19 protein-coding genes and 1 riboswitch are annotated in these 14,307 nt (G+C 34.7%); of the genes, 2 read left to right on the top strand and 17 right to left on the bottom strand.

What is annotated here, in order from left to right; genetic code table 11:
- Nucleotides 1-3 precede the first annotated feature (3 nt).
- Nucleotides 4-711, bottom strand: coding sequence for an IspD/TarI family cytidylyltransferase (locus tag TZ94_RS08445; protein WP_045615908.1), 708 nt, complete (start codon nucleotides 709-711; stop codon nucleotides 4-6).
- A gap of 313 nt (nucleotides 712-1,024) precedes the next feature.
- Here TZ94_RS08445 and TZ94_RS08440 point away from each other — a divergent pair, with 313 nt between their 5' ends.
- Complete coding sequence (locus tag TZ94_RS08440; RefSeq protein ID WP_045615907.1) at nucleotides 1,025-1,324, top strand: YbaB/EbfC family nucleoid-associated protein; 300 nt, start codon at nucleotides 1,025-1,027, stop codon at nucleotides 1,322-1,324.
- A gap of 39 nt (nucleotides 1,325-1,363) precedes the next feature.
- Here TZ94_RS08440 and TZ94_RS08435 read toward each other — a convergent pair whose 3' ends face one another.
- From TZ94_RS08435 to TZ94_RS08365, 16 genes are all read right to left on the bottom strand, one after another.
- Nucleotides 1,364-3,127 (bottom strand): glycerophosphoryl diester phosphodiesterase membrane domain-containing protein, encoded by a 1,764-nt coding sequence (locus TZ94_RS08435; protein ID WP_045615906.1) that lies wholly within the window; start codon nucleotides 3,125-3,127, stop codon nucleotides 1,364-1,366.
- 8 nt (nucleotides 3,128-3,135) lie between these two features.
- The gene (locus tag TZ94_RS08430; protein WP_045615905.1) at nucleotides 3,136-3,726 is read right to left on the bottom strand and encodes a 3'-5' exonuclease; all 591 of its coding nucleotides are present in this window, start codon (nucleotides 3,724-3,726) and stop codon (nucleotides 3,136-3,138) included.
- Between the two features lie 69 nt (nucleotides 3,727-3,795).
- Nucleotides 3,796-4,287 (bottom strand): DUF536 domain-containing protein, encoded by a 492-nt coding sequence (locus TZ94_RS08425; RefSeq protein WP_004252719.1) that lies wholly within the window; start codon nucleotides 4,285-4,287, stop codon nucleotides 3,796-3,798.
- Between the two features lie 193 nt (nucleotides 4,288-4,480).
- A complete protein-coding gene (gene truB, locus TZ94_RS08420; protein WP_045615904.1) occupies nucleotides 4,481-5,359 on the bottom strand; it encodes a tRNA pseudouridine(55) synthase TruB in 879 nt (292 codons plus the stop codon).
- A gap of 191 nt (nucleotides 5,360-5,550) precedes the next feature.
- Nucleotides 5,551-6,006, bottom strand: coding sequence for a DUF5085 family protein (locus TZ94_RS08415; protein ID WP_241767293.1), 456 nt, complete (start codon nucleotides 6,004-6,006; stop codon nucleotides 5,551-5,553).
- A 22-nt stretch (nucleotides 6,007-6,028) separates the two neighbouring features.
- Nucleotides 6,029-6,457: a hypothetical protein gene (locus TZ94_RS08410; protein WP_045615901.1), complete on the bottom strand. Its 429-nt coding sequence runs from the start codon at nucleotides 6,455-6,457 to the stop codon at nucleotides 6,029-6,031.
- Nucleotides 6,450-7,175 (bottom strand): hypothetical protein, encoded by a 726-nt coding sequence (locus TZ94_RS08405; protein ID WP_045615900.1) that lies wholly within the window; start codon nucleotides 7,173-7,175, stop codon nucleotides 6,450-6,452. Before TZ94_RS08405 ends, TZ94_RS08410 begins: the two co-directional genes overlap by 8 nt.
- A 16-nt stretch (nucleotides 7,176-7,191) precedes the next feature.
- The gene (locus TZ94_RS08400; protein WP_045615899.1) at nucleotides 7,192-7,908 is read right to left on the bottom strand and encodes an oligosaccharide translocation protein RFT1; all 717 of its coding nucleotides are present in this window, start codon (nucleotides 7,906-7,908) and stop codon (nucleotides 7,192-7,194) included.
- A 49-nt stretch (nucleotides 7,909-7,957) separates the two neighbouring features.
- Complete coding sequence (locus TZ94_RS08395; RefSeq protein ID WP_045615898.1) at nucleotides 7,958-8,572, bottom strand: hypothetical protein; 615 nt, start codon at nucleotides 8,570-8,572, stop codon at nucleotides 7,958-7,960.
- 22 nt (nucleotides 8,573-8,594) lie between these two features.
- Nucleotides 8,595-9,305, bottom strand: a complete 711-nt coding sequence (locus TZ94_RS08390) for a membrane protein (RefSeq protein WP_045615897.1) — start codon at nucleotides 9,303-9,305, stop codon at nucleotides 8,595-8,597.
- A 97-nt stretch (nucleotides 9,306-9,402) separates the two neighbouring features.
- On the bottom strand, nucleotides 9,403-10,164 hold the full coding sequence (locus tag TZ94_RS08385; protein WP_045615896.1) for a hypothetical protein: 762 nt from the start codon (nucleotides 10,162-10,164) through the stop codon (nucleotides 9,403-9,405).
- Nucleotides 10,165-10,175: 11 nt separating this feature from the next.
- The gene (locus TZ94_RS09975; RefSeq protein ID WP_142321378.1) at nucleotides 10,176-10,322 is read right to left on the bottom strand and encodes a DUF4176 domain-containing protein; all 147 of its coding nucleotides are present in this window, start codon (nucleotides 10,320-10,322) and stop codon (nucleotides 10,176-10,178) included.
- A gap of 124 nt (nucleotides 10,323-10,446) precedes the next feature.
- Nucleotides 10,447-11,721, bottom strand: coding sequence for a DUF2130 domain-containing protein (locus TZ94_RS08380; RefSeq protein ID WP_045615895.1), 1,275 nt, complete (start codon nucleotides 11,719-11,721; stop codon nucleotides 10,447-10,449).
- A gap of 80 nt (nucleotides 11,722-11,801) precedes the next feature.
- Nucleotides 11,802-12,599, bottom strand: coding sequence for a formate/nitrite transporter family protein (locus tag TZ94_RS08375; protein WP_045615894.1), 798 nt, complete (start codon nucleotides 12,597-12,599; stop codon nucleotides 11,802-11,804).
- A gap of 93 nt (nucleotides 12,600-12,692) precedes the next feature.
- Nucleotides 12,693-13,109, bottom strand: a complete 417-nt coding sequence (locus tag TZ94_RS08370) for a hypothetical protein (protein ID WP_045615893.1) — start codon at nucleotides 13,107-13,109, stop codon at nucleotides 12,693-12,695.
- A gap of 115 nt (nucleotides 13,110-13,224) precedes the next feature.
- Nucleotides 13,225-13,734 (bottom strand): QueT transporter family protein, encoded by a 510-nt coding sequence (locus TZ94_RS08365; protein WP_016465913.1) that lies wholly within the window; start codon nucleotides 13,732-13,734, stop codon nucleotides 13,225-13,227.
- Nucleotides 13,732-13,829, bottom strand: a riboswitch (PreQ1 riboswitch). (Overlaps the previous gene by 3 nt.)
- 28 nt (nucleotides 13,830-13,857) lie before the next feature.
- On the opposite strand from TZ94_RS08365, the gene TZ94_RS08360 reads away from it, so the two are divergent.
- Nucleotides 13,858-14,292: a GtrA family protein gene (locus tag TZ94_RS08360; RefSeq protein WP_045615892.1), complete on the top strand. Its 435-nt coding sequence runs from the start codon at nucleotides 13,858-13,860 to the stop codon at nucleotides 14,290-14,292.
- The last annotated feature ends 15 nt before the right edge of the window (nucleotides 14,293-14,307 follow it).

The raw sequence follows: 14,307 nt of genomic DNA, 5'->3' as shown, positions 1-14,307 counted from the left end.
TTTTTAGTCTTTCTCAATCATGCTTTTAGCAATCTTCAAGTCTGTAACTGTTGTGATTTTTAGATTTGAGTATTCACCCTTAGCTAAGGCTACATCTTTACCCTTAATGACAAAGATTTTACATGCATCAGTTAAAATTTCTTTTTCTTCTGCTGATAAAGAACCATACAAGTCAATAAAGTCTTTACAACGGAATGTTTGGGGAGTTTGTCCTTGATAAAGATGAGCGCGATTTGGAATATCTGTGATAAACTGACCGTTTGTACTTTCAACAATGGTATCCACTGCTTCAACCACAGTGTCAACAGCATCATGTTTTTGAGCAAGAGCGATATTGTCTTGAATCATACGAAGTGTGATAAAGGGACGAACCGAATCATGTGTTACTACGATATCATCTTCTGTTAGTGGACGGTAAGCATCGATGGCTTCAATAATCTTTTCAATACTAGAATTACGATCCGCACCGCCTTTCGTAATGATGATACGTTCCTTGTGGAGTGGAAGGAATTTTTCAACTAAATCTTCTGCGTGTGTCACCCAGTCTCCGTGAACTCCAACTACAATCTTTTCAATAGTTGGCTCTAAGACAAATTTTTCAATTGTATGGATTAGGATTGGGCGGTCTCCCAACTCAAGAAATTGTTTTGGTAAGTTACTAATTCCCATGCGCGTGCCGGTTCCACCTGCTAAAATTCCAGCATAAATCATATTGATACTCCTTTAGTTTGTTTTAAAAACTCATTCTTTTCTATTATATCATAAACTAGCACTATCTTAAAAAAATACTAGGTCCCTATAGCTAGAAACTAGTATCAAAAGCACGTTTTTGGCAAAATTGAGTTCTAATCTGACATTTCTAGCTCTCGATTAATATAGAGTTCTTTAGAATAGTATAGAAAACTTAAAGAAAGCTTAAAATGAATTTAGATAGAAAAAGAGAACTAAAATTAAAAATAGACTTTTCTGGTTAAAATTGTTAAAATAATAGGGAAAATAATAGAAAAGGAAGCTATATACCACTATGATGAATATGCAAAACATGATGCGTCAAGCTCAAAAACTTCAAAAACAAATGGAGCAAAGTCAAGCTGAGCTTGCTGCTACTGAATTTATTGGCACTTCTGCTCAAAATCTAGTAACTGCAACCTTAACAGGGGATAAAAAAGTCGTTAAGATTGATTTTGATCCAGCAGTCGTAGATCCAGAAGATATTGAGACACTATCTGATATGACTATCCAAGCACTCAATGCTGCACTTGAGCAAATTGACGAAACTACCAAAAAGAAACTTGGTGCATTTGCAGGTAAATTACCTTTTTAATATCATATAAAAAGAGGCTGGTTATCAGCCTCTTTTTGTTTAGAAAGCAAAGAATTCAGTTGCTTTCTTTAACAACAAGTCTGTATACTCAGGATCTTCCTGATCTGTTTCTAGTTCATCTTTGATTCTTTCCAAGTCATCTGTTATCATACCGTTGACACCTAGACGGAAAGATTTATCGAATGACTCTGAACCATTGATTGTCCATACATAGAGCTTCTGCTCAGTATTCCAAAGTTTAGTTACAAAATATTCATCCAGTGTAGAGTACTCCATTGTATAACCTGTTGCATTCGTTCTCGGAAAGACAGAATTGTAGGGAAGGATAAAATAGATTGGAATATTCTTATCATACTGAGTTACTTTCTCAACAACATGGTAATCCAAGGATTGCATTTGATGACCATAAACCTTAATTTTTGCAGCATACTTTTCGAGAAAATGATCCATCATTTGCGGACTATCTTTGTGGCTAGTCTTGATTTCAATAAGTAGTTTCTGATGCAATTCATTTGCACGATTCAGGTAATCATCAAAACTCGATATCTTTGTTTCATAACCATTCTCATGAATGTCAATCTGCTTTAACTCTTCTAAGGTCAAATCTTGTGGTGTTTTATTGATACCAGCTAATCCTCTAAGATTAGCATCATGCATCATGACAAATTGTCCATCCTTTGTTTCCTGGATATCCATCTCGATTAAATCTGGTTTTAATTGAGATGTTTTTTCTAGGGATTGAATGGTATTTTGTACACCATTGCCATTTGATACACCACGGTGTGAAATCACAAGTGGTGGATTGACTACAGGAGCTTCTAGATAATTATAGCCTTCAATCGCAAAGAAGATACATGCACACACCATGACACCCCACCTCATGATATGGTCCTTCTCGCGTCTTGGCATAATATCAAGTTCTTCTCCTGTTAAGAAGGACGTAAATTTCACAAGGAAATAGGTTAATGCCATGTAGTGGAAATTCTTGATCAGAACAAAATTCAAAATAGCAAGGAACAGAGACTCTCTCTGAGTAAGGCTATCCACTATATACTGAGTAGATAATATTGGGATGAGAGGAAGATAGAAGAATAGATTGGTTTTTACAATAATTAAGAATAAATGCCAGGCATAAAACCAAAAATAATCTCTAGTTTTATCCAAACTATAAATGATCGCTTCCTTGACCGTCATCTTTTCATAAAAGACCTTAGGCAGAGTGAATATCAAGCGAACAGAAACATAGAAGAATAAGAGTGATAAAATAATAATAGCTACCCACCACATCCAGTACTTATCTTCCATGTAGGTTTGAATAAACTCCGGAATCACGATTTTATTGAAATAATAAATCTTAAATATCTTTCTGATAAAAGGAAATAGCATTGCTACAAATAAAAAGATAAACAAAGCTTTTGAAATAGTCATTTTCTTCATAAAAGCAAGGCTTTCACGAAATACTTTTCGACTGTATTCTATAAGAGTTCTTTTTTCGTGATATAGGAGGTGGCGAGCTCCAATAAAGAGAATACTAAGTTGAAAATAGGCTACCAGCAGATTGATGGCTATTAAGATTACAAAGCCAAGACTGACAATGGGAGCATTTTTTATTATCTCAAAAATATTGTTGTAGGAAATAAACAAATATCCAGTCTGACTTAGTAAAAATCCAGCTATCACTGAGTTTAATGGCAACCAGATATAGTCAACCAACATAAAGATTAGAAAGAATAGAAAGAGGATTTTATCTAGATTTAGGTAAATCTTTTTAAAACCCAATTTTTTCGGTTTTTCAGGTTTCATAAAAACTCCTAATCAAAAAGCTGTGATAGATCTAAGGCACCAAATGGATTAGAACTGAGACTACTCTGAGAGTCGAGTAACAGTCTATTCTCATCTGACTCCAGAAAAGCTTCATACACTCGAGCAGTCATACGAGCATCCTCTAAACTATTATGAGATTGCCCTTTAAATCCTAGAAAGCTAGCCACAGTTTGCAATTTTAGATTAGCGATTCCGTGTAGATCAGAACTACGACGTTCAAAAGCTTCATCATAAAGATCGACTTTATATTGATCACGATAGTCAAACCCATGTTCTAGTAAAATCGGTAAATCACTCTTTGCAGCATTGTATCCAACAAGGGGCAAGTTACCAACGAAATCTTGAAACTTTTGGAGAACTTCTTCTACCTTTGGAGCATCTTTGAGAGTCTCCGAAGTAATACCAGTCAAACCATTGATAAAACTTTTCAAAGGAACATCAGTGTAGACATAAGAGTCAAACGCTCCTACTTCTTCACCGTCTTTAAAATGTACCGCTGATACTTGAATCAAATGAGTCTTATCCTGGTGTTTGTTAAATTCTAAATCAAATGAGATATAATCTCTTACTGTTTCCATCTTATCGTACCTAATTAGTTTGTAAAAAGAAACCACCTGGTCTATTTATAGAAACCAAGCAGTTTTTTCTTATTTTCCAAATAAGCGAGCAAAGAAGCCTTTCTTCGATGCTTGTACTTCTTGCTTAGCTTGATCCAACTCCAACTGAAGAGTTTCTTGATCCTTCATTGCTTGAAGAGTCAACTGTTGTTGTTGATCCAATTGCTTATCTTTTTCAGCGATTTGGCGGTCTTTAACACGCATCTGTTCATCTTTTTCAGCCAGTTGTTTATCTTTAGCTTTTAATTGCTCATAAAGACGGATGATTTCAGCATTCTTTTCATCAACAAGAATCTCCATGAGTTCTCGCTGCTTAACTTCATCACTAACTGGTTCATCTTCAAAGATAGTCTTTTTGTAGATTTCTTCAAGTTTGATCAATCCACTACGAGTAACAACAGTAACACCCTTGTCGTTTTTTGTAATATCTTCTTCCGGTAATTCTTTGACACGATTATTGATTGCTTGTCGGGATAGTCCCAAGACCTCAGCAATCTCACTGACAGTCATTTCAATACTCATAATATCCTCTATTTTTCTCTAGCATTTCTTAAATTAAATCTTATCATAAGTAATTGAAACTGTCAAATAACACTGTATTTTCAATGGTTTTTTAAGATATAAAATTTTAAAACCAGTTATTTGCGATATTTTAAAAAGATGAGAAAATCCCATCTTTCGACTAGTAGATATAAATCATCGGTTAGCCAAATGCTTAATAGAAAACCTTTCTAGGTTTATAAAGATTTTCACGCTTTTCTAAAATAGCTAAAAGCTTCTCGCCTTCAAACGCAGCCAATTGTTTTTCTGTTTGCTCTAACTCAATGAAACGCCCATAACGCACCTCTTCTGCCTGTTCAGGTGTAAGAAAAACTTTGACAAGGTCACCGGTCCCAATCTCTAGAGGATGAAGAAAGTCCAATTCACCAGACTCTACTTTTGCAGTAATTTCTTCTAAAGTCAAGGCGTCCTCCAGTTGCAAACCTGCAGCACTGGTCCGTGTTAAGTGAGACATATGGGCAGCATAACCAAGTTTCTCTCCAAGATCAACAGACAAGGTACGGATATAAGTTCCCTTACTGCATTTGACACGAAAAGAAAATCGTGCAAGATGCCCATCATAAGAAATCGGACTCGTTCTTTCAAAACTATAAATCGTCACCTGACGTTCAGGACGTTCCACTTCCTGACCAGCACGCGCATACTCATAGAGCTTGCGACCATTGACCTTGACAGCTGAGTACATTGGTGGGATTTGAGTGATAGGACCTGTCAAACTCGCAATCGCCTCATCGACAAGTTTTTCATCCAGTGGATTTAAAACAGGAGTCTCTGCAACTACTTCCCCACTAGCGTCCTCGGTTGTTGTTGAATATCCAAGAGTGATTTCCCCCTCATAGACCTTGCCCTCATCCTGCATGAACTCTACCATGCGAGTCGCCTTTCCCACAGCAATGGGTAAAACGCCCACTACATCCGGATCCAAGGTCCCACCATGACCGATTTTTTTTGTTCCTAAAATCTTACGTAGCTTAAAAACCGCATCATGCGAGGTCATCCCTGCTTCTTTTTTTAAGTTGATAATACCGTTCATGTTTGCTTTCTGATTTCCTTTCTCATCATGTGGTAAATAAGTAATTATTATTTCTTTAAAATACCAGTAAAAACCAAAATAATGAATAATAGTATAAGCAAAACTGAAAATGAAATAAGCTTCATTAAATGCTTTAACTATATTTCTGTTTTTTTATATTTCTCATGTAAGCGAATTTTATTTATCAAAACTCAATTCATTTTATCTCGAACCCCTACCATGATATCTGTATATAAAACATCATTTATCTTGCTAGAAATATAAAATACCGGTGTAGATTCTTCTAAGTCATTATCAATCAATAAATTGGTCAAACCGTATATAGCCTTATCAAAGTTGACTGCTTCCTCCCCAGTAACTCTAGCTCCTACCATTCTAGGAACTAAAAAATAACTGTTATAAGCAGTCCCTTCCAGTAATTCATTCTCTCCTAAATAATCCTCATGGACAGGAAGATAGACTGTGATGTTGTATGTCCCATCATCCAACTCTCCGATATGAGGACATGAGTAAAAGGGATTGCTTTTTGGGGTATACCCAGCCGCTACGGCTGTTTGAACCATATCTTGAAAGGCTACTGCAATTTCATCACCAGTAATGTTGTAATCGACACTTAAGACATTACTCATCATTAATGATTGATTCATACCATATGTAATTTCTGCCATTTTACTTCTCCACTGGGATAATCAAATCTACAAACAAATCATCATAAACTGGAATCAAGACCAGATACAACTTATCTTGCAACTCCCAACCGTGCTCTCTGATGTAATCCTTCATCTCGTAGATGGACTGGTCCAAACCATCTTCAAATGGCACACGTTTGCTGATACCCTCAATACTTAAACTAGCTTGGTACCTTAGTTGGCTCGTTGAGTTTGTTTCTGAAATGACCGGTATATAAAGGGTAACATCCTGTTCTTCTTCGTCAAATTGAGTTGGAGTCATTTCAAAAATGGTCGGACCATCTTTATAGATGCCATTGGTATAGGGTAAGAGTTCTGTGTGGACAAACAACTCCAATAGTTCGTCCGCTTGAATCTGGACCTGGTCTGTCATCAAATGTTCCATATGAATTTGGATTTCTTTAATCATGTTTCTTTTCCTTTTTAAATCTATTTTTATCAAATTCTTTATTTTGAATCAAATCCGAAGACACTTCTATATGCTTGATTGGTCTTGTTTCCTCAATATCATGACGATGTTGGTAGGCATAGATAATATAAAACCAAGTTCGGTATAAATAAGGCCCCATAATCATGAATAATAAAGATACTCCCCATCCCCAAAAATATTCATATCCAATTATCGCTAAAAAAATAAAGCAGAGAGATAAAATTACAGGAGGTCCAAATAAAAAATTATAGATATTTTTGACAGCCTTATCTGATAAAATTTCTTCAGAATCTAGGTTGACTAGACAGGTCCCAACAATAACAACGATAATAGCAAAAATAAGGGGGAGGAAAATTTTCAAACCAATAAAACTATAGTCACCGCTCATAGCACTAAAGCTAATAATAGCCAAAACATGTCCAATCAAATACATGAGATAGGTTCCAAAACTAGTTAAAATTCCTCGTCTAAGATCCAGTAAAAATACCAGATTTAAAACCCAAACAACAATCCCTGTAATAAGCAGCCCTTGATATAAGTCCTCATTTTTTAGAACCTCTAGCCCTCCTGCCATAAACATAAAAAAGGCTATAGGATATAAAATAAAAATCCCATTTAATACGCCCCAAAGTGGAACTGGTCCATGGACACTCCTCCTTTGAAACTCAAAAAATTTTTTGATTCTTTCCAGTATCATTTAAACCATCCTATAATCACTTTTCCTTTTTAAATCTATTTTTATCAAATTCTTTATTTTGAATCAAATCCGAAGACACTTCTATATGCTTGATTGGTCTTGTTTCCTCAATATCATGACGATGTTGGTAGGCATAGATAATTATAAACCACGTAGCATAAAACAAATGTCCAAAGGTCATCGAAAATAAGGATACACCCCATCCCCAAAAATATTCATATCCAATTATCGCTAAAAATATACAGACACACGATAAAATAAGTGGAGGAGCGAATACAAAGTTAAGCATAAATTTGCTGGCTTTCTGCGAGATAATTTCTTCAGAGTCCAAATTGACCAAGCAGCTCATGACGACTATAACAATAATGGATTGAATAAGAGGGAGGGATAGCTTTAGACCAATAAAGTTATGGTCCCCACTCATAGCACCAAAACCAATAATGATATAAATATGACCAGTCAGATACATGAGATAGGTTCCAAAACTGGTTAATATCCCTCGCTTAAGATCCAGTAAAAATACTAGATTTAAAACCCAAACAACAATTCCTGTAATAATCAATCCTTGATACAAAGAGGGATTGTTGAGTACCTCTAATCCTCCTGCAAAAAACGCCAAAAAGGATATAGGATATAAAATAAAAATCCCATTTAACACCCCCCAAAGTGGAACAGGGCCTTTTATTTTGCTCCGTTGAAATTCAAAAGTTTTTTTGATTCGTTCCAGTATCATTTAAACCATCCTCTCATGCCTTTAATCAGGCTATTGACTCCTTAAAACTTTATACATTTGACCTATGTCTTAATGGATAAAGTATATACCCCCACGAAAGAAATAGGAATGGTGAAAATAGCAATTGTAATCCAAATAATAACCAAGAAGCAGCAGGGTTCCCTATTAAAATAAGTAAGATCACTGAAATTACAACAATAGCTCCTGGGATACCAAAAATTACACTAATAACTTTTTCTTTCAGCACTTGCTGACCATCAACACCACCTAATAATAGCATAAGAAGAAAAATTATTATTGGATATAAAAATATTGCAAATAAGTGAAATAAAAGGAATTGTTTTCCTCCACCTAGTCCTATTACAGCAAAGGGACCAGTTATATATGTAACAACACCCATAATATAGGTAATTAGTCCCGTTGCAAAATTACTTTGTAACTTTGACATTAAAATAATTACAAAAGAAAGTAACTCTAAAACTACTGCTATGATATTTATAGAACTGAAAACATATTGATTTACTAAACTATTTGCTGTCATAAAAAACATGAACATTATCAAAGGAAATATAACAAATACTTGGGTTAGTGTCCCCCACATCGGAACAGGTCCCTTAGCATTATTTAATATATCTACAAATGTTCTATGAAATCGTTTCTTCATTTAAACCATCCTATAATCACTTTTACTTTTTAAATCTATCACTGTCAAATTCTCGATTTAAAATCATATTTGGCTTTACTTTGATATGCTTGATTGGTCTTGTTTCCTCAACATCATAACGGTGTTGGTAGGCATAGATAATATAAAACCATGTTTGGTATAAAGCAGAGCCAAAAATCATTAACAATAAGGATACTCCCCACCCCATTAAAAAATCATATCCAATGATAGCTAGAAAAATAAAGCAAAGAGATAAAAGTATTATCGGTCCCACTACAAAATTAAGCATAAATTTTCCAGCCTTCTCCGGGATAATTTCTTCAGAGTCCAAGTCAACCAAACAGCTCATGACGATAATAATTACAATGGCATAGATAAGGGGGAGAGATAACTTTAGAACAATAAAGTTATGGTCCCCACTCAAACTACTAAATCCAATAATAGTATAAACATGACCAGTCAAATACATGAGATAGGTTCCAAAACTGGTTAAAATCCCTCTCTTAAGATCTAGTAAAAATACTAAATTTAAAACCCAAACAACAATCCCTGAAATAAGCAGTCCTTGATATAAGTCCTCATTTTTTAGAACCTCTAACCCTCCTGCAAGAAAAAACAAAAATGCCAAAGGATATAAAATAAAAATCCCATTTAATACGCCCCAGAGAGGAACTGGTCCCTTTATTCTACTTTTTTGAAAGTCAAAATATTTTTTGATTCTTTCAATAATCATTTAAACCATCCTCTCATGCCTTTAATTAGGCTATTGACACCTATTTAATATTTCTTTTAATGCAGTATCAATAATAAATCAATAGGTAAATAATCTACTATTCACCTCTATCTCTCCAATTCTTTATGATAGTATAAATTAAATGTATCAGTATTGCTACTAAAAATGCGAATAAAGGGCGTAATGATACCAAGCTTACACCCACAACAAGGAAGGCTGATAAAAAATAGATGATAAACGCCTCTAACTTAGAAGGTCTTCTCTCCTCTGGAAGCATATCTAAATGTTCCTGCGTTATAGCTGAGCGATCAGTGAATTGATAAAAGAAACGATATCTTGCAGATAAAGAATCAATATCTAAAAAGTCATATCCTCTAATATAATCAATTACGTAAAATATCAGTAAATTGTCAATTTCGTCAATATTTTCAGTATAGAGAGAAAAGTTTCTCTTTCCAGCAATTGCAATGTTACTTGCAGCATAAACGGCAATCGGAATGCCATCTTTTGTGACAGGTGAAATATCTCCTTTACTACCTGAACCTACACACGTCATTTCATAGTTATTTAAATTGAATTGAAAAACTCCATGCCAGTATGCTTGTTCCCATAAATGTTCAAATCTTTTTTCTTCATAATAAATCAAATCCTTATTTAACCCTCTTGCGACTATTCTTTTCTTCTTAGAAATGAATTCTGATACTTTCAAGACTAGAATTTCTACATCTTTTGCGTATAGACGATAACCTTCATCTTCTTGAACGATTTCAATTCTTTCAGTCCAATGTTCATCATCAGATAATTTTGACTCAAGGATAAATCCTTCTGAGTTTCCACGTAATTTTAATTGTATTTCCATGTTTTACAACCCTATTGATAATCCAATCCAAATGGTCCTAGTTTCATTTGCGGCTTTGCTTTTTCATTAACTGGACAGTGATTTATCATCATGAGAGGATCTACACCTTCTCTCACTCGAACAACACTCACAATCGGTAAAGCGGTACGTTCTGACACACGACCTTCATCTCCTTTTAACTGGGCATTGAGAGCATAATATATCCCTTTAAATAGTCTGTTAATCTTTAAATACTAGCCATGATTTACAAGATAAACTTATTATTAAATGTATCACAAATACCTACTTATTCTTCAAAGCCTCAAACTTAGCCTTCATGGTCGGATTCTTACGAGTCAATTTTTTAACAGAAACATCATCTAGCTTGTTGTTAGCGAGGCGGAGTTGATTTTCTGATGTAGTCAAGAATTTCTTGACTTCTTCCATACGCTTAATGGCCTTGTCAATTTCATCAATGGCCTTACCGAAGTTTACAGAAGCTGAATTGTAGTTTTTAGCAAAGGCTACCTTGAAAGCTTCCAAATCTTCCTCGAAATGGGTAATATCAATGTTTTGTTCTCGGATAAGTGCCAACTCCTGCTTGTATTTTAGGGAATTAAGGGCAGCATTTCGTAAGAGACCAATTAACTGGATAAAGAACTGAGGACGGACAACATACATCTTTTCATACTCATGACTAACATCCACAATTCCAGTGTTAAAGTAGTCATTATCGGCTTCTAACATCGATACTAATACAGCATACTCACAGTTCTTCTCACGGCGATCCTTGTCCAACTCCTTGTAAAAATCAGCATTCTTATGTTTCTTCTCAGTCCCGTCAGCTTCATTTTTCATCTCAAACATGATGGAGATGAATTCTAGCCCATTTTCATCAAAATCACGGAAGATAAAGTCCCCTTTAGAACCACGAGCTGAAATCTTGTTGTCCTTTTCAAAATAAGCATTTGGAAAGGCAAAACTACGAACCTTGTTGAACTCACTCTCTGCATACTGCTCAAGACTTTCTCCAATAGCTTTTGTTGATTGTTGGGCCTTGAAATTCTTGTAGAACTCAACTTGCTCATTTGCTGCCTTAAGTTGGGCTTCATAGTTTTGTTTTACAGAAGTCAGAGAAAGCTCGTTTTCTTTTTCTTGTAAAAGGAGCTGATTTTTAACCTGATCGCGTTCTTTTTCAAGATCAGAAAGAGTTTTTTGTAATTGATTTTCATGCTCTAAGCGCAAGGTAGCCAATTGATTCTCAAGAGCTTGGACCTCTTTTTCTTTTTCTAACAGACTTTGGCTAGCACTTTGCTCTACTTCCTTCTTAGCCAATTCTTTTTCAGTATCGAAATTTTGGATTTGAGTTTGTAGCTGGGCAATTTCTTGATCCTTTTGAGCGAGTTTTGCCTGTTGTTCATTCAAGGCCTTTTGCTCTACCAATGTCAATTCTTGCTTGATTCGTTCATGCAATTCCTTATCAAACTCTACAGTGCGAACTTGAGAAATCAGTTCTGCATATTGACTTTCATTAACTGTAAAAACTTCGCCACAATTTGGACATTTAATTTCGTTCATGATTTTCCTCTAAATTTAACATTACTACTTTCATTATAGCATGGAAAAACAAAAAGAAAAAGTTGGAATCAATCCAACTTTTAATCTACGTATGTATCTTCGTTTTTGTTTAAGAAGGCATAAGGCAATCCCATCAGTAGACCACCGCCGATAAAGTTACCGATGAAGGTTACACCCCAGTGACGAAGAATATTTCCGATACCAAAGTTTGCGATAGAATCAGCAGCAACACTGAATTTCACAATAGCAAATGATGCAAAGTTTGCGGCGATGTGTTCGTTTGTTAAGAATACAAACATGTAAATGGCTGAAAGAACCAACCAAAGTTTAGCTCCACCATCTTTAACCAAAACAAATGATAGAATTGCGATATTTACAAAGATATTCGCTAAAATACCTTCTAGCAATACTAATTCATTTGAACGTGCTAGTTTCATTTCTACAACACCAGAAATGAAACTGTCGTGAGTGAGATTTGCATAAGCTGCTGAATGGGCGAATCCCCAACCAGCGATAAGGGCACCGATTAAGTTAAAGAAAGTACAATACAAGAGAATTTCAGCTGTTTTTCTCCAGCTAATTTTCTTCAAAAAGCTACCAGCTGTCAAGAACATCATGTTAGATGTTAGCAATTCAGCATTTAAGAAGACAATGTAAGCCAATCCCCAAGCGAAAACAAATGGGAAAAGGAAGCGTCCGCTACCTGGTGCAATCTTATTAATCAAATCTGCACCAACTGCTCCTGCTGCTGTACTGAAGGTAAGGAATGCACCTGCAAACATTGAACGGATAGCATACTTGAATTTGCTATTTGAATAAAGACTTTCTTTCTTTTTACAAGCAAATTCAATTTTTGAGATAAATTCTGATGAGACCATATAAACTCCTAAAACTTTTATTTGTGAATATTATAACATAAAATTTATTTTATGGAAAGGCTTTCTGAAATATTTAAAAGAAATTAAAAGCTATCATTCAAAACTGCGAATCTTGATATTGTATTTTTTTGTTTCATTTTTTAAATTCTTCACTAATTGTTCAGACTCTTTTGACTTGCCAAAGAAAAAGGCTAGAGCTTTTCCGCTCTTTTGTTGGATACACAAAAAATATCTAGCTCCATTCAATTTAACACTTGGAATAAAATGGACCTCAATCTTTTTAATATTATTCAGTGGTATAATTCGCTTTCTAAAAACATAAGCATTATGGATATAAAATCTTCCCTTAGCAATATGAAACGGGGCAAAAAAGTTTCCACCACTTTGACGCACAATGACATAACGACGCCATAGAATTAGTAAAAGAAGGAAGGACACAAAGTAAATAGCAAAAGTCAAAACCGAGCTTTTCATCATCGATTTTATCCCAATCAAAAAATAATCTATCATAATCAAACCGCCTTTTTACCTTATTATACCACTTTTATTGAGCAACTAGTTTTATGGACAAAGAAAAAGACTGAACAACGTTCAGCCCTTTTCACAAATATTTGGTGTGATATCTTTATCTAGTCAAATCTATTCGTTGACCAATTTTACCAATGATTATTGCACCTACAATGAGTGAAGCAAATTCTCCAATACCAGTAGTGAACCATGTAAAGAAGAATGGTGCTTCTGCTACGATATGCAATTCAGCAGCGATTGTTACCATTGAAATTGAAAATAGAATTGAAAAGAAGAAATGATCTTTACGAATCAATCCATTAAAAAGATAGTCTTTACTGTATTTGCTAAATAACAAGACTCCTAAACTTAGAAAGACAAGTGTCGAACCTCCACCTACAGCGACATCAATGAGTCCGAAACTGAAGAAATTAGCAATCATACATCCAAGAGTAACACCGATAATGTACTTAGGATTGTAAAAAGCTAGGAAGTTCATCATTTCAGAAATACGAAACTGATAAGCCCCGTAGCTGATGGCATTGAGTGGTGGTGTGATTGTCAAAACCACATAAATAGCTGCGACAATGGCAATATCTGCCAAATCACGGACAGTTAGTTTTTTCATATTTTCTCCTTTAGCGGCTATCCCGCGTATAATATGCTTGGTGAAAGAAGCTAAGCACCAAGGGTTGAGCAAGTCAACTTTATTAGTATAGCATATTTAAAGGCTTTATGCTATACTAATCTTATGAAAAAATACATAAAAAAATTCTTCGATAATGAAATTCTGTCTTATTTATTTTTCGGTGTTGCAACTACAATTGTATCAATATTCGTCCGTATTATCGTCTTCTACTTAACACAACAAGAACTAGTTGCGACTGCTTTGGGTAATATTGCTGGAATTCTATTTGCTTTTTTCACCAATGACACATTTGTATTTAAACAACAAAGAAAGAATTGGTTTAATCGATTAATTAAATTTACTTCTGCAAGACTAGTAACCTTTCTATTAGATCTTCTATTAACTTTTATTTTTGTAACAAGCTTTCCACAAATTATTGGTTACTTTGTTGGAAATGATATTAATACAATTAATACAGTTGAAATCTTCATTGCACAAGTTACGATGGTTGTTCTCAACTACGTTTTTAGTAAGCTTTTTGTATTTAAAAAAAAATAAGCACTTTTCTTGCAT

Origin of the sequence: Streptococcus infantis (assembly GCF_000960085.1) — a bacterium.
GTDB classification, from domain to species: domain Bacteria; phylum Bacillota; class Bacilli; order Lactobacillales; family Streptococcaceae; genus Streptococcus; species Streptococcus infantis_C.
This window is presented reverse-complemented; position numbering and strand designations above follow the sequence as displayed.